Genomic DNA, 22,171 nt, shown 5'->3' on the forward strand with positions numbered 1-22,171 from the left:
AAACATAAAAATGAGTATTACCATCGCTGGTTATAACATCGTTCAAGTTTTATATGAAGATAATACTACTTATGTTTATCGTGGCGTGAGGAAGTTAGATACAAGCTCTGCAATTATTAAAACACTGAAAAGTGAATATCCAACTATAGAACAGCTTGCTAGATTGCGATATGAATATCAAATCCTGCAATCTCTGGACATAGAAGGGATTGCGAAACCCTTGGGTTTAGAAAATTATCAAAATGGTTTGGCATTAATACTCTCAGATTTTGACAGTGAGACACTGAAAAACTTTATTGATAGTCGAAAAATTGAATTAATTAATTTTTTACAAATAGCTATTAATTTAGCTTCAACAGTTGCCCGACTACATAAAAATAATATTATTCACAAGGATATTAAGCCGCAAAATATTCTTGTTAACCCCAAAACCTACCAAGTCAAAATTATAGATTTTAGTATTTCATCGCGCCTGTCTAGGGAAAGTCATAACATAATTAATCTTAACCAGATTGAAGGTACTCTTGCCTATATGTCGCCAGAACAAACTGGCAGGATGAATCGTTCTATCGACTACCGAACTGACTTTTACTCTTTAGGTATCGCGTTTTATGAAATGCTTACCGGACAGCTACCTTTTTCAACTACCGACCCTTTAGAACTTGTTCATTGCCATATTGCTAAAACACCAATAACACCTCAAGAAATAAATCTAAATATACCCCAAGCTGTTAGCGATATTGTGATGAAATTATTAGCCAAAACAGCTGAAGAGCGATATCAAAGTGCTTTGGGGTTAAAAGCAGATTTAGAAGAATGTTTGAGACAAATACAAGCAATTGGAAAAATTGAAAATTTAACTATCGGTCAGCTCGATTTATACAGCCAATTTCTCATTCCTCAAAAACTTTACGGTCGGGAAACAGAAGTTGCAATTTTGATGAATGCTTTTGAGAGAGTTAGCTTAGGTGCAGCAGAATTCATGTTAGTCAGCGGCTACTCAGGAATTGGTAAATCATCATTAGTCAATGAAATTCATAAACCTATTGTTAGCCAGCAAGGTTATTTTATTTCCGGTAAATTCGATCAATTAAAGCGAAATATTCCCTATGCTGCTTTAATTCAAGCCTTTCAAGACTTGATGCGCCAGTTGTTAACAGAAAGTACTGACAAAATAGCAATTTGGCAAACAAAACTTTTAGCAGCCCTTGGCTCTAGCGGTCAAGTGATTATCGATGTTATTCCTGAAGTTGAAGAGATTATTGGTTCTCAGCCTGATATTCCGCAATTGGGGCTGACAGAATCCCAACACCGATTTAATCGAATATTTCAGCAATTCATTCATGTTTTTTGTAAACTTGAGCATCCACTAGTAATTTTTTTAGATGACCTTCAGTGGGCAGATTCAGCTTCACTCAAGTTAATTAATTTGCTACTTACTAACGGTAATAGCCAATATTTATTAGTAATTGGAGCTTACCGAGATAATGAAGTGAATGTTACTCATCCTTTAATCTTGACTGTAGAAGAAATTCAAAAATCTGGTGCAGTTGTCAACAATATTATCCTCCAGCGGTTGCAGATTGCTAATGTTAACCAATTAGTCAGCGAGACTTTTCACACCCAACAAGAAAATTCAAAACAGTTAGCCAATTTAGTTTATAACAAGACTCAAGGTAATCCCTTCTTCTTAACTCAGTTTCTCAAAACTCTTTATCAAGAAAAACTCTTAAAATTTAATTTTAGTAAAGGTTACTGGGATTGGGATATAGAGTTACTGAAAGATATTGATATCACCGATAATGTAGTTGATTTGATGGTCGATCGGATTCAAAAGCTATCAACCATAACAGTAAATATTTTAAGTTTGGCTGCTTGTATTGGAGATAAATTTACTTTAGATATTTTGAGTATTGTTAATCAAAAATCATTGTCAGAAACAGCCACAGATTTGTGGGAAGCTTTACAGGCTGGCTTGATTATACCCTTAAGTCAGTCTTATAAAATTCCTTTAGTGGTGACTGTCGAGCAAAACGAACTGCTAACAGCTGACAAAGACCAACTGACTATTGCTTACAAGTTTCTCCATGACCGAGTACAGCAAGCAGCTTATTCTCTCATTGCAGATTCGCAAAAACAAGCAACTCACCTCAGAATTGGGCAATTACTACTACAAAATACTCCAATTGATGCCCGAAAAGAAAATATTTTCGCTCTCGTCAACCAGTTAAATTATGGTATCGACTTACTCACTTTAGATTCGGAAAAATATGAGCTAGCCGAACTTAATCTCATAGCAGGTCAAAAAGCCAAAGCAGCGACAGCTTATGACTCGGCTGTTCGTTATTTCAAAGTAGGTTTGAGATTGTTACCAGTTAATAGCTGGTATCAGCGATATGAACTAGCATTAGCTTTGCATCAAGAAGCAGCAGAAGCAGCATTTCTCAGCGGTGATTTTGAGCAAATGGAGCAACTAATTAAGGTAGTTCTGCAACAAGCAACAACGCAACTAGACACAGTAAAAGTGCATGAATTACAAATCAAAAGTTGCGAAGTACAAAGAAAACTTTTAGAAGCGGTAAAGCTGGGTTTACAAGTTCTAGAAATGCTGGGAGTCAAACTCGCTGAATCGCCAAATGCTTTAGATATTCAGAAAGCGATTGCAGAAACAACAGCTAATTTAACAGAGAAAAGCATAGAGAATATAATTAATCTACCGCCAATGACCGATGCAGAAAAGCTAGCAGCATTTCGTCTGATTGTTAGTTTGGTTCCTGCTGCCTATCAATCTGCACCCTCATTATTTATTTTGATGGCTTGTCAGCAAGTAAATTTATCCGTTCTACATGGAATTACTTCTTTCTCTGTTAGTGGCTTTGCTGATTATGGAATTATTTTTAGCGGGCTTTTACAAGATATAGAAGCTGCTTATAAATTTGGACAAGTAGCTTTAAACTTATTAGAAAAGTTAGACACACATGAAGTTAGAAGCCAGACTTTATTTAAAGTAGCAACTTTCCTCCTACATTGGAAATATCATGTCAGGGAGACATTACCACTTTTAGAAGATTCTTATCATAGCGGTCTAGAATATGGAGATTTAATACATAGTGGATATGCAGCCAGTAATAAGTGCCAATATTCGTATTGGACTGGTTCGGAGTTACAAAGTCTAGCACAGGAAATGGCTAGATATAGTAAAGCGATCGCGCAAATTAATCAAGAAACAGCCTTGAAGTGGCATCAAATATTTCATCAGGCAGTTTTAAACTTAATCGGAGAGTCTGAAAATCCTTGTGTTTTAGTTGGTGAAGCTTATAACGAAGAGGAATTTTTACCACTGCATATCCAATTTAACGAGCGCACAGTAATTCATTATGTATTCTTGAATAAATTAATTCTGTGCTACCTGTTTGGTGAGTTTTCTCAAGCTGTGGAAAGTGCTATCAAAGCCGAACAGTATTTAGATGGGGTAATCGGGTGGTTAATTGTACCGTTGTTTCATTTTTACGATTCTTTAGCACAACTAGCAATTTATCCCTCACTACCACAATCACAACAAGAACAACTCTTAAATAGAGTAGTAAGTAATCAAGAAAAAATGCGAAAATGGGCAGACCATGCACCGATGAATTTTCAGCATAAGTATGAACTAGTAGAAGCAGAAAAAGCACGAGTATTAGGTGAATATTGGCAAGCAACGGAATGTTATGAGCGAGCCATTGCTGGAGCTAAAGAACAAGGATATCTTCAAGAGGAAGCATTAGCTAATGAACTAGCAGCAAAATTTTATTTTGAGCGTGGTAAAGAAAAGATAGCTCAAATCTATCTAACTGATGCTTATTATAGATATATGCGCTGGGGTGCAACAGCTAAAGTTAAAGCTTTAGAGTTAAAATATCCGCAGATTTTATCTCAAATATCTAATGCAAAAGATGCCATTTTAGAAGTTAATCAGACAATTAGCTATACAACTGCGAACGATCGGGGAGTTTTTGATTTTGCTGCGGTGATGAAAGCTTCGCAAGCTCTTTCTGGTGAAATGGTGTTGGATAAATTAATCGCAAAATTAATGCAAATTGTGATTGAAATTGCTGGTGCAGAAATAGGTTTTTTGATTTTAGAAGAATCTGAAAAATTATTTATTAAAGCTTCAGGGAACATCCAGGAAGATGAGATAACTGTACAGCAACCCATACCTGTAGAATCAAGCGAACAGTTACCCGTATCTATCATCAATTATGTACATCGGACTCAGCAATATATTGTTTTAAACAATGCTACTAGTCAAGGAGTATTTACAACAGATAGCTATATCATTAACCGCAAACCAAAATCAATTTTATCTACGCCAATTGTCAACCAAGGTAAACTTATCGGCATTCTATATTTAGAAAATAACTTGACCGTAGGAGCATTTACACCACAGCGTTTGGAAGTTCTACAACTTTTATCTTCCCAAGCAGCAATTTCGATTGAGAACGCAAGGCTTTATAATGATTTAGAAGAATATAATCGGACTCTTGCAGTCAAGGTAGAAGAGCGAACGCTAGAGTTACAAGATAAAAATTTACAACTACAACAGGAAATTGGCGATCGCCAACGTGCAGAAGAAGTAGCCGAAGCCGCTAACCGCGCTAAGAGCGAATTTCTCGCTAGCATGAGTCACGAACTCCGCACGCCGCTAAATGGTATTTTAGGCTATACACAAATTTTTCAGAAAGATAAAACTCTCTCTGCTCAACAAAAAAATGGCATTAACATAATTCATCAGTGTGGCGAACATCTATTAACATTAATTAATGATATTTTAGATATCTCCAAAATTGAAGCTCGCAAAATGGAGCTTTATCCTAAAGAATTTGATTTCCCCGAATTTCTAGAAAGCATTGTGCAAATCTGCCGTATTTGTGCAGCACAAAAGGGAGTTGTATTAAATTTTAAAGCGCTTTCTTCTCTGCCAAAAGCTATTCGTGCAGATGAAAAACGATTGCGTCAAATTTTAATGAATTTACTGAGTAATGGAGTTAAATTTACTGAAGAAGGAACTATAAACTTCGCTGTTGGCTATCAAAATGGGAAACTGCGGTTTCAAGTTCAAGATACAGGTATTGGGATTGCACAAAAGCAATTGGAAGAGATATTTTTACCCTTCAAGCAAGTGGGTGAATATACTCGTAAAACTGAAGGAACAGGATTAGGTTTAGCAATTAGCAGTCAATTGGTGCAGATGATGGGTGGCGAACTCAAAGTACAAAGCACCTTAGGGAAAGGTAGTGTCTTTTGGCTAGATTTAGATTTACCTCAAGTTTGCGAAGAAACTGAAATTAAAAGTATTAATGAAAATAATATTATCAGTTTTGTCGGTACTAAAAATAAAATTTTAGTAGTAGATGATAAATGGCAAAATCGCTCTGTATTGATAAGTTTACTTCAACCTTTAGGGTTTGAAGTAATAGAGGCAATAGATGGGCAAGATGGTTTGAACAAAGCGCAGGTATTTCAGCCAGATTTAATTTTTATGGACTTAGTTATGAATGTGATGGATGGCTTTGAAGCTACCCGTCGTCTGAGGATGTCAGCAGACTTCAAAGAAGTGGTAGTGATTGCTCTTTCAGCCAGCACTTTTGATTTCGATAAAGAGCAGAGTCAAGAGGTTGGTTTTAATGATTTTATTCTTAAACCATTCAAGCTATCTGAGCTTTTAGAAAAGATAGGTCTGCATTTGCAATTGGAGTGGGTTTATGAAGAAGTAAGCAGTGGAAAGCAAGAACAAGAAGATAAAAATATAAAAGCTAAAATACCCAATAGAGAATTTATTATTCCTCCAGCAACAGAAGTTGCTATTTTGCTAGATTTAGCAAAGAAGGGAGACATAAGAGGTGTTATTCAACAAGCTGAAAAATTAAAAGAATTAAATGAACAATGGCTAGATTTTGCTAGTCATGTAATTCAACTTGCTAAAGGTTTTAAAGGGAAACAACTGCGAGAATTTTTGAAAAAATATTAAAAGTTTGTCATTAGTAATATTGTTGTTTGCTCTTTAAATCGCCAACTCAAATTATTTTGAATTTTTAACCTGACTATATTTTTGCAATTATGACTAGTAAACGCTTCTATCATATTGGCTTTGGGCAAGAAGATTTGGGTGCATCGCCTCCTAGTATGGCGTTGTTATCTGGCGACCCCGAACGGGCGCGTCTAATTGCGCAGACTCATTTGCGGGATGTGCGATCGCTATCAGAAAATCGCGGGCTGAATAGTTATATAGGATACTTAGATAATCATCGCGCAATTTTATCTGCTACCAGTGGGATGGGTGCGCCTTCTTTAACTATTGTGGTGAATGAGTTGATACAGGTAGGAATTCGGCAAATTATTCGCATTGGGACTTGCGGCTCGATTCAACCTCATGTGTCGGTTGGTAGCATTGTGATTAGTAGTGCAGCATTATGTCGTCAAGGTGCAGCTAATGATATTGCACCTGTAGAATATCCCGCAGCTGCCGATCCTTTTCTCACAGTGGCGTTAGTAAAAGCCGCACAAGAATTAGGCGTAGAGCATCATTTAGGAATTACCGCCTCGGTAGATACATTTTACGAAGGACAGGAACGCACCGATTCAGCCAATCCCTATTTGATGCGATCGCTGCATGGAATTACAGAAGAATATCGCCACTTGAATATCTTGAACTATGAGATGGAATGTGGCACGCTGTTTAAAATGGCAGGCGTGTATCAATTTGCGGCGGCGGCTGTTTGCGGCGTAGTTGCGCAACGTAATGTTTCGGAAAATATCATCTATCCCCAGAAAGATATTGCTGTAGAGAAGGCGATCGCTACTGCTGTACGTGCAGCCACAAATATAATATCCGCTTGAGCGTTCATTCCATTTGCGAGGAGAAAAAATTTTGTTTTCTATGTGGCGCGTGCAATCTCTCATTTTTACAGCTAGCCTTGTTTTAGCGATCGCGATTCACTCCCAAGCCATCCCCGTTCAAGTTAAATCTTCTGCAACCGCCTCAGAATCTATAAAAATAGTCGCAGCAACACCAAACTTCGGACGACACTTCCAAAAATTTGGGTTGGAAGGCTCGATATTAATTTACGATTTCAAAAACAGTCGCACCTACGAACATAATCCGCAACGCAACGCCACGGCAATGATTCCCGCCTCCACATTTAAAATTTTCAACTCGTTGGTGGCTTTGGAAACCGGAGTTATTGCGAATGATGTGGCTGTCTTGACTTGGGATGGAATTCACCGCGAAATCGATGCTTGGAATCGCGATACAAATTTGCGTCAAGCCTTTAAAGATTCAACAGTCTGGTTTTATCAAGTCTTAGCACGTCGAGCCGGACACGAACGAATGCAACAATTCATTAATAAAGTTGGTTATGGCAATCGTCAGATTGGTACTACCGCAGATATCGATCGCTTCTGGCTGCAAGGGCCGTTGAAAATTACACCCCAAGAGCAAATTAATTTCTTACAACGGTTGTATCAAGGCAGTTTACCATTCTCGAAACGAACAATGGAACTTGTCAAAGACATCATGGTGCGCGAACAAACTCCAGACTACATATTACGAGGAAAGACGGGATGGTTAACCAGTACTAAACCGGAAATTGGCTGGTTTGTAGGTTATTTAGAACAGAATAATAATGTTTATTTTTTTGCAACAACTATTAACTTCCGCAAACCAGAAGATGCACCTGCACGTATTGAAATTACACGACTCAGCTTGAAAGATTTGGGTTTGTTGTAGATATTAGTCGATCCACAATGGCACAAATTGGAAATCCTGACTATTAAATAGTCCCCTATCGCTCAATTTCAACTCAGGAATTACCAGCAACGCCATAAATGAAAGCGTCATAAACGGTGCAGAAAGTGTTGAACCAAGGCGTTTTGCCCAAGCATCTAGTTCAGCATACTGTTTTGCAACTTGATAGCCATCTGCGGTACTCATCAGTCCAGCCACGGGTAAGGCTAGGACTTCAACATGATTATTTTCAGCTACAGCAATACCTCCTTGCACCGCAATTACAGCATTGACAGCATTGCAGATTTCCGCATCGCTAGTACCGACGGCAACAATATTGTGGGAATCGTGGGCCACACTAGAAGCGATCGCACCTCGTTGCAATCTAAAATTTTTGATAAGTGCGATCGCGGGTGGTTGATTCTGATAACGATTCACTACAGCAAGTTTCAAAATATCATGTTCTAAATCAGCTATGACTTGATGATTTTGAATATTAGCTGACAGGTGTTTTTCTGCTGTCATCAACTGTCCATCAAACGCTTCAATTACCCGCACAGTTGCACCTTTTGCAGGTAAGCGGAAATCTGCTACTTGCTTTTGTGGCGTCGCAAAGCGGTTAATGGGTGTCACTGCGACAGATGGTAACAGTGCTTTACCTGCCTTCGCTACCAAAATACCTTTGCAATAAGTAGATTGCACGGTAAATTCTGTCAAATTATTCACCACAATCAAATCAGCCGCATCGCCAACTTGTAATAATCCGACGTTGAGATTGTAGTGCAACACCGGGTTTACACAAGCAACTTGCAACACATTCATTAAATCGTGACCTAATTTTAGCGACCTGCGCACCAATTCATTAATATGTCCCCGCACCAAATCATCAGGATGCTTGTCATCGCTACAGAACATACAGCGATCGGGATGGAAATCAATTAAGCTGTGTAGGGCTAGATAATTTTTGGCTGCTGAACCCTCACGAATCAAAATCTTCATTCCCACTGCAAGTTTTTCTAGGGCTTCCTCTAAGGTGTAACACTCGTGGTCGGTGGTAATCTTTGCAGCAGCATAACGTCGCGCCGCCTCACCACACAATCCTGGTGCATGGCCATCAATAGGAAGTCCCATTTCTTCAGCAATCTGGATTTTTGCCATCACCTGCGGATCTCTTCCTAGAACACCAGGGAAATTCATCATTTCACTCAGGTAAGTCAGGCCATCCTGTTGAAAAAGTTGGCGAATCTCTGCGGATGTGAGTTCTGCACCTGCGGTTTCAAACCCAGTTGCAGGAACGCAAGATGGCGCACCAAAAGCAATAGTAAATGGTGTTTGTCTAGCATTAGCCAACATGAAACGCACGCCAGCAAGACCTAAAACATTAGCTATTTCGTGAGGATCGGAAACTGTAGCCACCGTACCATGCACTGTTGCGAGGCGAGCAAATTCTGATGGTACAAGCATCGAACTTTCAATGTGAACGTGAGCATCAATAAAACCTGGGAGGATATATTGGTCGTAATTTTGCCCCTCTTTACGCAAAATCGAATGAATACGTCCCCCTTGAATGCAGACTGTTCCCGGAAAGATGGTTTTGTGGAGAACATCTACAATATTGCCACAAATGCTAAAGCTAGACATCGCCCACCTCCTCAGGTAAAAGCGATCGCATCCTCTAATTCCATTTTATGCCTTAATCATATTTTTATTAAGAGGAAAATTGATATTTTAAGATGTTGATAATTCTGCGAGCTTCATCTTGAAAATTAATTGTTGTTCCTCCGTACCACAATATTGATACAAATGTAAACCAAATTAGCATCACTATCGGCAATATTGATAGTTGGGAGCCTGTTGAAGATGGTGTCAATGAAACAACTGACACTACAATTACAATAAATAACAAAAATAACCACATGAGCAGTAATATCAAGATTTCTCTGTTAGATGGACGCATTTTCAGATCCAAAATCACTTCATCATTGTTATTGCTAATGCTATCGATCTGCCCTTGGGTTTTTAAGCAAAGTCTCTTGTATGCATGAGGCCCATCAATGTCGAAACAACCATTATTGCGTAATTTCACAAAATAGCGTTTTTCAATGCTACCAAATAAGCCAGGACTGCTATCTACAATTCCTGTATTAGCCAAATTTAAGAGGATTTGTTGGAAATTGTCTGAAGAGATTGGTAAATGTAGATGACAACGTTTATAAGGAACAAAGGATGAAAAGAACTTTCTCAGTTTTAGAATAGTTTTTTTCATGAAAATTTTTATATTAATTTCGCAAGATTTATTTATGAGATAATTTTAAATATTTCAACTAAAGTTGACATGAGAGTATTTACGGGTAATTCTTGATGCAGGATGAATTAGCAAACGTTAGGGCATCCATCTGTAGCAAGATTCTAGATTATGGGAATGTTTGAGACATCGCCGCACTTTTGTGAAAAATCACAAGTCCCAAAATTAAATTGCCACAATAGATTTAAATAATGATGGAGACAATACTGTGAGCAGTCTGGGTAAAAAAAGATTAGACGCTACTTTAGCGATCGCTACCTATTCTATTGGTAGCGGTACAGCTTCAGCCGCACCAACTCCGGGGGGAGAAATTCCGAAGCAAATTCTGTTAACGGCTTCTGATGTGCTGATGTACACCAGCATTTGGAAAATTTATTTTGAAGAGGATTTAACCCAAAAGGAACTTGTAGAGATTCTCGCAGAGTTGGGATTAGTTACAATTGCTGCAACCGGGACGGCTTATGTTGTCAGTAAAGCCAGTACAGCATTGCTCAAAGAGATTTCCAATTGGACTGGGCCGTTGGGATGGGGTGTTGTCGCTGCGATCGCAGGTTCTCTCAGTGGTTTATTTGGTGTGGCTTGGGCAATCTACTGCGATGGCGTTTATACTCAAAGACAACCTCAACCGACTTGATTATAGCTGCGGGTGGGAAATCTCACCCGATTAGCGGTAAAATGCACCAATAATGAGGGTAATAATTATCGGTATCAAAATCGGGATAGCAACTATCAAGCCCCATTTGCCAACCTTAATCTCCTCACCTTCCGATTTCAGCAGCGCAATCCAACCGCCGACTCCCATCAGCAGCCAGATAAACCCGAAGACAAGAAAGATCGCAAATACTGAGTCTTGTTGCATTTTGATAAATTAAGGTTTTATTTCATATCTTACTCAAATTAAGTAAAGATGCCGAGTTATAGTTTGCGATCGCTCGCAGAGGGAAGCATTCACAGTTACCCCCTCTGCATTGTTTATACTTGCGATCGCGCCACGTAATTAGGAAGGATTATCTTCTGCAATCTGCTTCTTAATCGTGTTAATTTCTCCCGCTAACTCTTCGCGAGTGGAAGCTTTGAGAAAATAGCGAAAGACAAACCACGTTACGTACCCAAATCCAATCAATTCAAAAAATGGTGCAACTAAGGGAATATCATTTATTGCATTGATGATTGCCAGTATGATTCTCAGAGCAGTCATGACTGCAATCAACACAGCAAAGCTAACCACTGGTAGCCTATATTCATTGTAGAAACTAACTATATTTGCTGGCAATCTCTCCAGAAACTCAGAGATATTTCTCCCGATTTCTGAGACTTTATCGTTAGATTTATCCGCACTTGTTATTGTTGACAGATTTCCTGGCTCAGAACTTTTAACTTCTGCCATGTCGTTAGTCAAAGTAGCGTCAACATATTCTGAGTGTTGTTCTTGAACTTGCATAAGTTTTGCTAAAACGATTTATGTGTGGATGTCACACTACCATTCCGGCATTATTTCAATTCCTTTTCATCATCCAATTGGAATAAAATTTCTTAATTTCAGCAGTTAGAAAGTAAATTTTATTTTGCTAAATTTTTGTTTATGCATATTAAGTTTGCAGGTAAATCTCAGTAAAACTATATCTTTAGGCTCATGAAATTAAAAAGAAAAAATGTTGATACTGAAATAGGAAATTACCAACCACGACAATTGGTTGTAGTCAAAAATTTTAAGTTGGCAAGCAATATCAAAAACAGAGTACGGTAAATGACAACTTCTACTGACCAAAATCAACATATAGAAAAGCTGCGTGGACTGATTCAAGATATTGGGTGTGGGATGTTAACCTCAGTCGATGAGGATGGCAGCTTACACAGTCGCCCTATGGATAAGACTAGCGAAATCGAGTCTGATGGCACACTCTGGTTTTTTACCAACGCAAGTACTCATAAAGTATTTGAGATTGAGCATCGTCAGCAAGTCAATGTCAGCTTCACCTCATCCGATAAGCAGCGATATGTTTCCATATCAGGTATTGCAGAACTGGTAAGAGACCGTAATAAAATGCAAGAGCTATGGAAACCGAAACTTAAAGCCTGGTTTCCCCAAGGATTGGATGAATCCGATCTTGCTTTGCTGAAGATCAAAATCAACAGGGCTGATTACTGGGATAGTCAATTGAAATTTCAACAACAAACCATTAATTTGTAGACATTATTAATTACATAATGTTCGCATCAGCAAATACGTGGTTAAGGGTTTAGCAATGCTAAACCCCTACGCAAAATCTATCTACATTGGGATTTTTGGAAATTGGTATTACGACTCGGAAAGAATTTAATTTTTTTATTTCTTGCATAAATCCTAATTAAATAGGAGTGCAATATATGCCTTATCAACAGATTGAAGATTTACCAGATTCAGTCAGGGAACATTTACCCAAACACGCCCAAGAAATTTTTCGGGCTGCATTCAACAATGCGTTAGAAGAATATGGTGAAGAAGAAAGTGCCTTTCGTGTGGCGTGGAGTGCAGTAAAGCGTGATTACGAAAAAGGTGATGATGGACAATGGCATAAAAAGCCAGATTCAAAATTCAAAATTCAAAATTCAAAATTCAAGGCATTTTGATTCTGGAAGTTATATGATGTCCGGCAAATTACCCTTAATATGTCATTGCGAGCGCAACGAAGTGGAGCGAAGCAATCGCAGATACCTTGTGATTGCTTCACTTCGTTCGCAATGACGGGTATTTAAATGGACATGATATTAAACACAGAATCAAAATATGCTACGTGTAGAAGTAGGGGTCTTTCATCCTTGAAAGTTACGAGAAAATAATTCGTCATTATTTTGGCAATGATGAAAATACATAAGCTAAGGGTTTAGCAATGCTAAACCCTTACGAAGAATTTATCTGTATTTAGGAGACCGAATTAATTCTTAAAATTCTTCTGCTCTCTACCTTTGATGACTTCCTCTTCTCTTTTTCATCCCTTTGGGTTTAGTAAATGACCGTATGATGCGACTAATAATGTTAGAAGATGGTCTTTTCTGAGTAGGAGATTGCCTCGTTTGATGAGGCTCGCTATCTTGTGCTTCCGGATGATTTAGAGGTACAGCATTCTTAGTTGGTCTAATGCCACTGCCATATCTTCTAGCATAAACCTGGGTAAATTCAGCCCCAAAAAACAGAATTTGAGCAGCGTAATAAATCCAAGCCAAAATAACTACTACTGAACCAGCAGCACCATAGGTTGAACCAAAACTGCCATTACCTAAATATTGCCCTAACAAAAATCTACCAATAGAAAACAACAGTGAGGTGAGAGAAGCACCAATTATCACGTCACCCCAAGTAATTTTGACATCTGGCAGAACTTTAAAAATTAGTCCAAACAGTATTGTAGTAATTGCAAAACTCAATAGGAAATTAACAAATTGCCAGATAAAATCAGTACCCGGTACAAGGTTACTAAAGAAAGTCACCAGTGCTGTTAAACCCGCACTAATTACTAGAGAAACTAGAAGTAGAAATCCAATTCCGAGAACCAACGCAAACGATAAAGCGCGTTGGCGAACCATATTGTTTACGCCTGCACCTGGTTTTGGCTTAACTTCCCAAATTGTGTTAAGTGCATCTTGTAATTCGTTAAATAAACCAGTAGCACCCAAGAGCAGAACTAGAATACTAATAATCGAAGCGATAGTTCCAGTCTGTGGTTGGTTGGCATTTTTGATAGCTGTTTCAATAAATTGTGCCCCTTGCGTACCAACTAAACCTTGAATCTGTCGAACAATTTCACCTCTAGCGGCCTCTTCTCCAAATACTGCACCAACGATCGCAATTACAATAATTAACAAAGGTGCGATCGAAAAAATGGTGTAATAAGCTAACGCTGCCGCTAATCGCGAGGCTTTATCCTCACTCCATTCTTTAAAAGTTTCTTGGAATAATTTCCAAATTGCTTGCCACCTCATGCCATCAGTCTCCTTATCCCAGCTATTGCCTACCTCAGATATATTGGATAACGATCGCCTTGCTAGCGTCATCTGCCCAAAGGTGTTTGAGCAGTATCCTTGAGGTAGAATGCATAGTCAAATTCATTAAGGGAATTGGGAACAGTGTAGGCGTGTGCTGGCGAAAATTTTATGTCGAGCCATTCAAATCTTTCAAAATCATGTGTTTTTGAGCATCAAAACTAATTAAACCTTGTTGTTTTAATTTGCTCAGAAAACGTGTAATTGTGACTCGATTTGCACAGCAAGCACTAGCAATATCTTCATGAGTCAACCGCGCACCCAGACGCGTTCCCCCTGGTACAGGTTCGCCAATTTCTTGTTTGAGAAATTCCAAAAGATAATGCAAGCGTTCTTGTACCTGACGCTTTCCGGAAATTGCTAACAAAGATTCTGTTTGCTGTAACCGTTGATTGATTTTTGGTAGAAAGTTATGGCTGAGGTGAGGAGAAGCAGCTATCTCTGACACGTGAATTGATACTATTTCCACATCGGATAGAGCTATTGCTTGATAAATCTTCAAAGATGTCATGCTAGAGCCAAATATAGTTCCTGCTCCTACCAAGCCGATCAGCACTTCTTCACCTGTTTCACAGAAAGTACTGAGTTTCACCCAACCCCGACAAACATGGAAAATTTGTAGGGGGTTGAGAGAAATATTGTCTCCTTTAGAATATTTATAGATGCGGCGATCGCGAATAATGCTGCTGACACTCTTGGTTTCTGGCGATCCCAATTGTTGGCGTTCAGCGATATTGCGTACTAACCACCGCAAAGATATTACCTGACCTTGTTGATTGCGGACAGTTGCTACTGTTAAACCAGCATTAAAAGTATCGCCATGACGTTGCTGCAAGCGTACTAATAATTCTGTGTTTATGTCCGATTCAGATAATCTATTGATTTCTGTACGAATTTGCTGGCGTTCTTCGATGGGGACAAAATTGGTAATTGGTTTACCTACTAAGAATTGTTTAGAAACATTAAATACCTTAGCTGCCATTTGGTTCGCTTCGTGGATTGTCCCTGATGCATTAGTAACTAAATATGCATCTGGTGCTAAATCAAATAACTCCTGATAGCGTTGGCGTTCAGTTTCTAAAAAATTTTGTGTTCGTATTAATTCCTCATTTTGTTGATATAGTTCCTCAACTGCCAACTGCAATGTTTTTGAGCTTTGATGAAGTTCCTTAAAAGCTTGTGGTAGCATTTCTGTGGGAACCCAAGGCAAGACAGTAGCAGTTTGATATAAATCTGCTAACCGCTTATGCAACACTTCTGTGCGTTGGAAAAATAGCTCTAGGTTCATCATGAGGTTCCTCTTCTTGCAGTTGTTAACCCGGTGCGATCGCTCTCGAAAAAATTATCTAAAATGCTTACAAAGTAAAATTTTTAGTGCAAATCTTGATGAAAGCTATTCTGTAATCAAATCGACACTCAAATGTCAATATATCTATATTTGAAAACTGGAATCTTATTTTTATTTTCAGAGAGCGATTAAACAGAGTTAATCATCAAAGTAACTATGGCAGATTTACTCCTTTTTTATCGTGTATATCATCTTCTAATGAAAACTTATAATTAAGGCTGACGCAGAAGAGGACAATTTCCTTCGCATTGTGAGAGGAACCACGAAACCATAGGGTGACACAGGGAGTTTTGAATTATAAGTAATTCAGCAAACTTGACATTAGAAAACAAGTCATCATATATCTTTACAACTCATGCATTGCTGATATATTAATATTTCCTTCTTGTACTTCGATCTCCTTGAGTAACAATAAAATTTATATGCTTAATTATTAAATATACTCATTCTCAACCTAGATATTCAGTACGGTTTCGCACATACAGCAGATTGCTACTTAATGAGATAAAGATTATTGGAAGCATATTGTTCCCTCGTTGGGCACTTCATTATATTCTTTAATACCTGCTCATCATTAAATTCTTAATATTTCAGCTACTACACTTAAATAAAGCCCTATAACTTATGGCATAAGTTATAGGGAAAGTAGGTTTGTGTTTTGATCCTTTGTTGATTATCATTTACTATTACTCGATATTTTAGGATCTGGAGATATATATAATTATTAAGTTTTTGTGTAAGCATGGCTACATTTTGCTCATTAATCAAGCAAATTCTTCTTTTAAATCTGATGAAATATACAGTTAGACTGGTAAAACTTTCGATTAACTAGAGTAATTATCCTAACTATAAAAATCTAGGCGATCGCTAGCTTTACTATTAAGATACTCTGTTAATAATTAAATAAATACGCCAGGGTTAACTTAAATAAAATATTCTAAAATATTAGCTTGAGATTTAGCAATTTATCTTTGACAATTCACAATTTTAAAGTTAATATTTGCACAAATTAAGTCGATGAGAAAAAACAAAAATTGGTTAACAAAGGTAAACCAAGCTAAATCCTCATTTCTAATACCAAATCAAATAATATTTGCGATGCATCAATAATATTCTAGAGGTCACTGCACTGCCGTGCCCCTACAATCTGTCGCATTCTTTTTTCAAATTGGTATAAACTCAGAAAACTACACCAGCATTACCAATCTTGAGTTTTCTATAATAAATAATTAAATTTCTTAAATCATCTGCCGTGCCATGAGTTGAGCAAATAGCCCTGTTTGATTTGCCAATTGTTCAAAACTTCCCTGTTGCACAACTCTACCGCCTTGCAACACGTAAATGCGGTGAGCATTACGGATGGTGCTGAGACGGTGAGCGATCGCAATTCGGGTAACTTGTAATCTTTCTAAACTTTCGCTGACAATCGCCTGGGTTCTATTATCTAAAGCACTTGTAGCTTCATCAAATAGCAAAATCCGGGGTTTTAAGGCTAAAGCGCGAGCAATTAATAACCGTTGTCTTTGTCCGCCGGAAAGGTTAGTACCGCCTTCACTGACAACGGTATGCATCCCCATTGGCATGGCTTCGATATCGTCAGCTAAACCAGAGGCGCGGGCTGCTTCCCAAGCTTCGTCCATTGTAATTAACGCGCCGCTAGCAATATTATCAAAGATAGAGCCTGACATCATGCGGCTATTTTGCATTACTACCCCTAATTGGCGGCGGACGGCGTTGACATCTAATCCGGCTAAGTCTTGTCCGTCGTAGTAAATCGTGCCAGATTCCGGGAGATCGAACCCCAGTAGTAAGCGGAACATCGTCGATTTACCGCTACCAGAAGGGCCGACTAAGGCGATATATTCTCCCGGTTCCGCTTTGATGGTGACATCATCCAAAATTAAGGGGCCGTCATCTCGATAGCGGAAAACTGCATGGTCTACCAGCATTTTACCTGTAAGTCTGCCGGGATCGGTTTTGCTGGCGGCTACTTCTGGTATGGCTTCGAGAATTGGCTGGGCGCGTCTCCAGGCTGGTAAGACTTGCAATACGTCTACTACTGTGGTGCTGAGGTTGGTAGCGCCACCAATAAAGCTACCAAAAGCGGCGTTAAAAGCCAGAAAAATCCCTGTGGATAAGCCTGTTCCTGTGGCTGATGATTGCTGAATCATCGTCGCCGCTACCCAAAAAAGTAGGGCATTGGTGACGGCTGGCAGTACTTTATTAATCACAGCTACACCGTCTTCAATGCCTTGGGTACTCAGCATGAGTTTTAATTGATCGGTATACTGCTTACCCCAGTAAGCAAAAGCCCTAGCTTCCGCGCCAGCAACGCGCAGTTTGGTAACGCCGTTAATTAACTGCACCATCAAACCAAAGATTTGTCCTTCTTGCTCTAGTAAGGGACGCACCTTGCGCACGGTTAGCGCACCAGAAACAACGGTGACAGCAATATTCACAATGGCGATCGCACAAGCCAAGATAGCTAAAACTCCACTGTAATAAAACAGTAGCCCCAAATTCAGCAGCGCGAAAAAGCTGGAGAAAATCGTTTTCAGTACCGTGCTACTCAGTTTATGGTGGATTTGCGAGATCGAACTCACCCGCGACTGCAAATCCCCGATGGAGTATTGGCGGAAAAACGAAGCTTTCAAATTCAACAGCCTATCCCATACCGCCGCTTGAGTAGAAGATTCGGCAAAGGTTTCTAGTCTAATGATGGCAAAAGCTTGGGTGAGTTCAAACATAGTTTGTCCAAAAGCGGCGGCTAACAAACCCAAGGCGATTTGCACTAATAAGACGCGGTTAGCATCGGGGATAGCATTATCGATTAAGATGGCGATCGCTTGTGGCGTGAGCATCCCTAGGACAGTGGTGCAAACTCCAGTCACCAAAATTAACACTAACTCTTTGACATTACCCCGCACCGCAAACTGTACCAAATCAAAGATTTTTAATTTTTTCTCTGGCAGAGGGCGATAAAATGCGTAGGCTGTAGGCACTAACTTCGCCGCACTGCGCGCATCTACAGGCGTGCGCGTCATCGCCCAAGGGTCGAAAATTTCATAACCCTTATCTCCCACCCGCAACAATGCTACCGGATGGTCATCATCCATCGTGTAAGTGAGCATCGGCGTGGAGTCTTTTTTCCACCATTTACCAGTTAAGGATACGCGACGCATCCGAATCTGCGAAGCGCGGGCGATCGCTTCTAGGGGATCTTGTAACCGTTTGAGATTTTCTGACTTCGCTGGCGGACGAATTGTTACTCCCATTGCCTTTCCTACCGCACCCGCCGCCGCCAGTAAAGCTTGGTCTGGGTCGTCAATAGGGATTGCCCCCGGCGCTACAGGTGTTTTCCGGCGTTGCAATACAGAAGACAGCGCGCCTAATGTCTCCTCCATCACTTGATAATTGAGACGTTCCTTCTCCTGAAATCTACGTAATTCCGAGAACATCTCTGACTGCTCTATCAAGTCAATAACTAAGAGGAAATGGTCGGTCAAGCGATATAAACTATCTAATAAGCCCTGAGTATGCTGAATTTCTAAAGTATTTGCAGTAGCTATTTCTACTATGTCATCTGCTTGCAACCACATATCCTCACTCATCGGTAACATACCCGATGCAAAACTCAACGGGACTTCCGCCAACCCCATCCAGCTAGCCGATCCTTGGTGAATGTGTACCCAAGTAACTGCCCCAGTTTGCGGTTGAAAGATATCGCCCTGGCGTAAGGAATAGTGATTAATTGTCTCTGGCTTCACCGACATTGCCGGAGCCGAAATTTCTGATATTGTCAAACCTAGATGCTGAATCCAGCCTTCTAACATCTCCACAGCGTCTTCATCGGCATTGGCAATCAACTTGCCAAAATCTTCCGCCGATACTTTCACAATAGTTGTTTCCTCCATCGACACCGCTAGGATTTGTCGCTGTTCTTTGGTAGTAGTAGCGAACATCGCCTCATTGTCACCGATGGTAAATAAATAACGGCGGGAACCCTCTGGTATACCATCCTTCACCTTTACGGCAAACATTGCCATCGAACCGGTTTTCACCAGCCAAACAGTCTGCGGGTCGTTCAGGAGTATCGGCTGATTACCTTTAACAACGTATTGTTCTGCCTGTGGAATGATGAGTCTGATTTGATCTAGCATCAGTCACTTTACTCTGGAGAAAAGTTTAATTTCAAAATATGAAAAACTTTATTTCTTGCGCGTCAGCGCTTTGTCATACAGAATTTGTACATTTGTTACTTTGGAGTCATCAGTTGCCATTTCGGCTGACTCATTTGCGATTTTCGAGTCCCCATTTACCATTTCCGAGGGATCGATTGCCATTTCGGCTGACTCAATTACCACTCCGGAGGACTCATTTGCTGTTTTCGAGTACTCATTTGCCATTTCGCAGGACTCAATTGCGATTTCGGAGTAATCAAATGCGATTTCGGCGATCGCATTTGTGATTTCCGCTTCCTCATTTCCCATTCCCCATGTCCAATTTGCCATTAGAGTGCTTCTCCTTCACTACGAATTAACCGTAAGTACGCACCGTCAACTTCTTTTAATTCATCATGTGTGCCCCGTTGCACAACTTTTCCCTTTTCCATGACAATAATTTCATCGCAATCGCGAATGGTGCTGAGGCGATGGGCGACGATAATACAAGTACAACCCCGTTGGCGGAGTTTGCGATCGATGATTTTTTCGGTTTCGCTATCGAGGGCGCTGGTGGCTTCATCCATCACCAGAATTGCTGGATTATTTACTAAGGCGCGGGCGATTTCTAAACGCTGACGCTGACCGCCACTTAAGTTTGCTGCACCTTCCAATAGTTGCGCCCCGTAACCGCCTGGCATAGAAATCACAACATCGTGAATCGCTGCATCTTTACAAGCGCGGATTAAATAGCTATCGGGAACGGTGGTATCCCACAGTGTTAAGTTATCTCGGACGCTGCCAGCAAATAGAAAAATATCCTGCTCTACTAAAGCTAGGGAATTGACTAAAATTTGGCGGGGAATTTGCGATCGCGTTTGACCATCGAAGAGGATTTCTCCCTGCCAAGGTTCGTACAATCCCGCTACTAATTTAGCTACGGTAGACTTACCAGAACCACTTCCCCCTACCAAGGCTACGCGCTGTCCTGGTCTGAGGTAAAAATTAAAGTTTTCAATTAATGGTTGCCCAATGCGGTTGTAACCAAAGGTGATATTCCGTAACTCCACATATCCTTGCAGCCGCACCATTGGTTGTGAGGGGGAAGCAAACTCGATATTTGTGCCAATTTCTTTCACTTCCCGATCTACTTGCGGATCTGTGGGGTTGCGTAGAACATCATCTAATCTGGTGATATCGCCTTCAACTCTTTGAAGGTCGCTGCCTAAACTAATCAGATTATTTACAGGTTGTAAAAATTGTTGCATTAAAGCTTGAAATGCTACCAGCATCCCAATACTCAGATGCCCATCCATTACCCTCAAACCGCCAATGACGATGAGTAGCATAGATGACAGGGTAGTTAAAAAAGAAGGCAGTACTCCCAGAGTTTGGTTTGTGACATCCATTTCCTGTTGCGAGTTAACTGACTTGGCATAATAACCAGCCCAACGGGAAAAGAAATCTGATTCTAAACCGGATGCTTTCAAAGTTTCCATGCTTTGCAGACCAGAGATAGCCACGCCTGCAACTTTTCCCTGATCCTGTTGCAATCTCATGTTGGCATCGATGCGCCGCCGCGCTACCCACTGCAATGCTAAGAGGTTGATGGCAACAAAAGCTACACCGATTGAGGTGAGAATTTTGTCATACTGCAACATCACCACTGCATAAAATATTACCGTGACGACTGCGATCGCAGTGGTTGCTAATCTCCCCGAAAGAATGCTAGCTAAGGAGTCGTTGAGGTTAACTCGGCTGCTAATTTCCCCTGCAAATCGTTGGTCGTAAAAACTCACTGGTAAGCGGAGAATGTGCCAGAGAAACTGACTCGACATCCCCACCGACAGCTTAATTTTCATCCGGCGCAGGGATTGTAATTGCAGTAGAGTCAAAAATCCCGTAACGCAGGCGGTAATCAAGATTCCTAAAATCAGCGGTGATAACCATTCCTGGCGACGTTCAATCAACACGTTATCGACAAATACCTGGGCAAATGTCGGCATCGCCAAACCAGGAATCACCAACAACAAGCCAGCGAATACACAATAAACTAACGCCACTAAAGAAAAGCGCAGTCTTTGCCATAAGGCTGAGATAATGCTGGGTTTGCTGCCGCCTTTTTTAAACTCCGGCCCTGGCTGTAAAATCAGGACTACACCAGTAAAAGAATTACTAAATTCTTCTAGGGAAACGTGACGCGGGCCGCTGGCGGGATCGTTGAGATAAACGCGCTGTTTGTTGTATCCCTCTACTACTAGGAAATGGTTGAAGTTCCAAAACACAATAAACGGACATTCCATTTCCATGAGTTGATTCAACTCTGCCTTAAAACCTTTGGCATTTAGTCCGTAGTTACGCGCCGCATTCAGGATATTAGAAGCTTTACTGCCATCCCGCGATACCCCACAATCTTGACGCAGTTTTGCTAGGGGAACAATGCGACCGTAGTAACCAAGAATAATTCCCAAAGCCGCAGCACCGCATTCAACTGCTTCCATTTGCAGTAGGGTGGGAGTACGACGGCGAACGCCTGGACGTTTCAGGAGTTTTGGCAATTTGGGCAGCGGCAT

15 protein-coding genes are annotated in these 22,171 nt (G+C 40.2%); 6 read left to right on the plus strand and 9 right to left on the minus strand.

Features of this window, described 5'->3' with window-relative positions; translation table 11 throughout:
- Positions 1 to 10 precede the first annotated feature (10 nt).
- The 3 genes from AACU33_RS11515 to blaOXA all read left to right on the plus strand — a co-directional run bounded on the left by AACU33_RS11515 (position 11) and on the right by blaOXA (position 7,768).
- Positions 11 to 6,010, plus strand: a complete 6,000-nt coding sequence (locus AACU33_RS11515) for a hybrid sensor histidine kinase/response regulator (protein WP_096588633.1) — start codon at positions 11 to 13, stop codon at positions 6,008 to 6,010.
- 89 nt (positions 6,011 to 6,099) lie between these two features.
- A complete protein-coding gene (locus AACU33_RS11520; protein WP_096588634.1) occupies positions 6,100 to 6,879 on the plus strand; it encodes a nucleoside phosphorylase in 780 nt (259 codons plus the stop codon).
- Between the two features lie 40 nt (positions 6,880 to 6,919).
- Positions 6,920 to 7,768, plus strand: coding sequence for a class D beta-lactamase (blaOXA, locus tag AACU33_RS11525; RefSeq protein WP_339376494.1), 849 nt, complete (start codon positions 6,920 to 6,922; stop codon positions 7,766 to 7,768).
- A gap of 3 nt (positions 7,769 to 7,771) precedes the next feature.
- Here the strand turns inward: blaOXA and ade are convergent, their stop codons facing one another.
- Positions 7,772 to 9,406, minus strand: coding sequence for an adenine deaminase (ade, locus tag AACU33_RS11530; protein WP_096588636.1), 1,635 nt, complete (start codon positions 9,404 to 9,406; stop codon positions 7,772 to 7,774).
- A gap of 67 nt (positions 9,407 to 9,473) precedes the next feature.
- On the minus strand, positions 9,474 to 10,031 hold the full coding sequence (locus tag AACU33_RS11535) for a hypothetical protein (protein ID WP_096588637.1): 558 nt from the start codon (positions 10,029 to 10,031) through the stop codon (positions 9,474 to 9,476).
- Positions 10,032 to 10,278: 247 nt separating this feature from the next.
- On the opposite strand from AACU33_RS11535, the gene AACU33_RS11540 reads away from it, so the two are divergent.
- Positions 10,279 to 10,704: a hypothetical protein gene (locus AACU33_RS11540; protein WP_096588638.1), complete on the plus strand. Its 426-nt coding sequence runs from the start codon at positions 10,279 to 10,281 to the stop codon at positions 10,702 to 10,704.
- Positions 10,705 to 10,734: 30 nt separating this feature from the next.
- Here AACU33_RS11540 and AACU33_RS11545 read toward each other — a convergent pair whose 3' ends face one another.
- Entirely contained in the window at positions 10,735 to 10,929 is a 195-nt protein-coding gene (locus AACU33_RS11545) for a hypothetical protein (protein ID WP_096588639.1), read from the minus strand.
- Between the two features lie 138 nt (positions 10,930 to 11,067).
- Complete coding sequence (locus tag AACU33_RS11550; protein WP_096588640.1) at positions 11,068 to 11,511, minus strand: CAAD domain-containing protein; 444 nt, start codon at positions 11,509 to 11,511, stop codon at positions 11,068 to 11,070.
- A 306-nt stretch (positions 11,512 to 11,817) separates the two neighbouring features.
- On the opposite strand from AACU33_RS11550, the gene AACU33_RS11555 reads away from it, so the two are divergent.
- Together AACU33_RS11555 and AACU33_RS11560 are read left to right on the plus strand one after the other, a co-directional pair.
- Positions 11,818 to 12,261, plus strand: coding sequence for a pyridoxamine 5'-phosphate oxidase family protein (locus AACU33_RS11555; RefSeq protein WP_096588641.1), 444 nt, complete (start codon positions 11,818 to 11,820; stop codon positions 12,259 to 12,261).
- Between the two features lie 176 nt (positions 12,262 to 12,437).
- Positions 12,438 to 12,680, plus strand: a complete 243-nt coding sequence (locus AACU33_RS11560; protein ID WP_096588642.1) for a ChaB family protein — start codon at positions 12,438 to 12,440, stop codon at positions 12,678 to 12,680.
- A gap of 330 nt (positions 12,681 to 13,010) precedes the next feature.
- Here the strand turns inward: AACU33_RS11560 and AACU33_RS11565 are convergent, their stop codons facing one another.
- From AACU33_RS11565 to AACU33_RS11585, 5 genes are all read right to left on the minus strand, one after another.
- Positions 13,011 to 14,030, minus strand: a complete 1,020-nt coding sequence (locus AACU33_RS11565; RefSeq protein WP_096588643.1) for a YihY/virulence factor BrkB family protein — start codon at positions 14,028 to 14,030, stop codon at positions 13,011 to 13,013.
- Positions 14,031 to 14,199: 169 nt separating this feature from the next.
- Positions 14,200 to 15,378: a PAS domain S-box protein gene (locus AACU33_RS11570; protein WP_096588644.1), complete on the minus strand. Its 1,179-nt coding sequence runs from the start codon at positions 15,376 to 15,378 to the stop codon at positions 14,200 to 14,202.
- A 1,298-nt stretch (positions 15,379 to 16,676) separates the two neighbouring features.
- Positions 16,677 to 19,598, minus strand: coding sequence for an NHLP bacteriocin export ABC transporter permease/ATPase subunit (locus tag AACU33_RS11575; RefSeq protein WP_096588645.1), 2,922 nt, complete (start codon positions 19,596 to 19,598; stop codon positions 16,677 to 16,679).
- Positions 19,599 to 19,646: 48 nt separating this feature from the next.
- Positions 19,647 to 19,949, minus strand: coding sequence for a hypothetical protein (locus tag AACU33_RS11580; protein ID WP_096588646.1), 303 nt, complete (start codon positions 19,947 to 19,949; stop codon positions 19,647 to 19,649).
- Positions 19,949 to 22,171, minus strand: a complete 2,223-nt coding sequence (locus AACU33_RS11585; RefSeq protein ID WP_096588647.1) for an NHLP family bacteriocin export ABC transporter peptidase/permease/ATPase subunit — start codon at positions 22,169 to 22,171, stop codon at positions 19,949 to 19,951. The genes AACU33_RS11580 and AACU33_RS11585 overlap by 1 nt, the downstream gene beginning before the upstream one ends.

Source organism: Calothrix sp. NIES-2098 (assembly GCF_963875125.1).
Taxonomy (GTDB): Bacteria; Cyanobacteriota; Cyanobacteriia; order Cyanobacteriales; family Nostocaceae; genus Aulosira.

Coding starts and splice junctions, on each gene's coding strand:
- AACU33_RS11515 (WP_096588633.1), top strand. CDS start 11: ATGAGTATTACCATCGCTGGTTATAACATCGTTCAAGTTTTATATGAA.
- AACU33_RS11520 (WP_096588634.1), top strand. CDS start 6,100: ATGACTAGTAAACGCTTCTATCATATTGGCTTTGGGCAAGAAGATTTG.
- blaOXA (WP_339376494.1), top strand. CDS start 6,920: ATGTGGCGCGTGCAATCTCTCATTTTTACAGCTAGCCTTGTTTTAGCG.
- ade (WP_096588636.1), bottom strand. CDS start 9,406: ATGTCTAGCTTTAGCATTTGTGGCAATATTGTAGATGTTCTCCACAAA.
- AACU33_RS11535 (WP_096588637.1), bottom strand. CDS start 10,031: ATGAAAAAAACTATTCTAAAACTGAGAAAGTTCTTTTCATCCTTTGTT.
- AACU33_RS11545 (WP_096588639.1), bottom strand. CDS start 10,929: ATGCAACAAGACTCAGTATTTGCGATCTTTCTTGTCTTCGGGTTTATC.
- AACU33_RS11550 (WP_096588640.1), bottom strand. CDS start 11,511: ATGCAAGTTCAAGAACAACACTCAGAATATGTTGACGCTACTTTGACT.
- AACU33_RS11555 (WP_096588641.1), top strand. CDS start 11,818: ATGACAACTTCTACTGACCAAAATCAACATATAGAAAAGCTGCGTGGA.
- AACU33_RS11560 (WP_096588642.1), top strand. CDS start 12,438: ATGCCTTATCAACAGATTGAAGATTTACCAGATTCAGTCAGGGAACAT.
- AACU33_RS11565 (WP_096588643.1), bottom strand. CDS start 14,030: ATGAGGTGGCAAGCAATTTGGAAATTATTCCAAGAAACTTTTAAAGAA.
- AACU33_RS11570 (WP_096588644.1), bottom strand. CDS start 15,378: ATGAACCTAGAGCTATTTTTCCAACGCACAGAAGTGTTGCATAAGCGG.
- AACU33_RS11575 (WP_096588645.1), bottom strand. CDS start 19,598: ATGCTAGATCAAATCAGACTCATCATTCCACAGGCAGAACAATACGTT.
- AACU33_RS11580 (WP_096588646.1), bottom strand. CDS start 19,949: ATGGCAAATTGGACATGGGGAATGGGAAATGAGGAAGCGGAAATCACA.
- AACU33_RS11585 (WP_096588647.1), bottom strand. CDS start 22,171: ATGCCGCTGCCCAAATTGCCAAAACTCCTGAAACGTCCAGGCGTTCGC.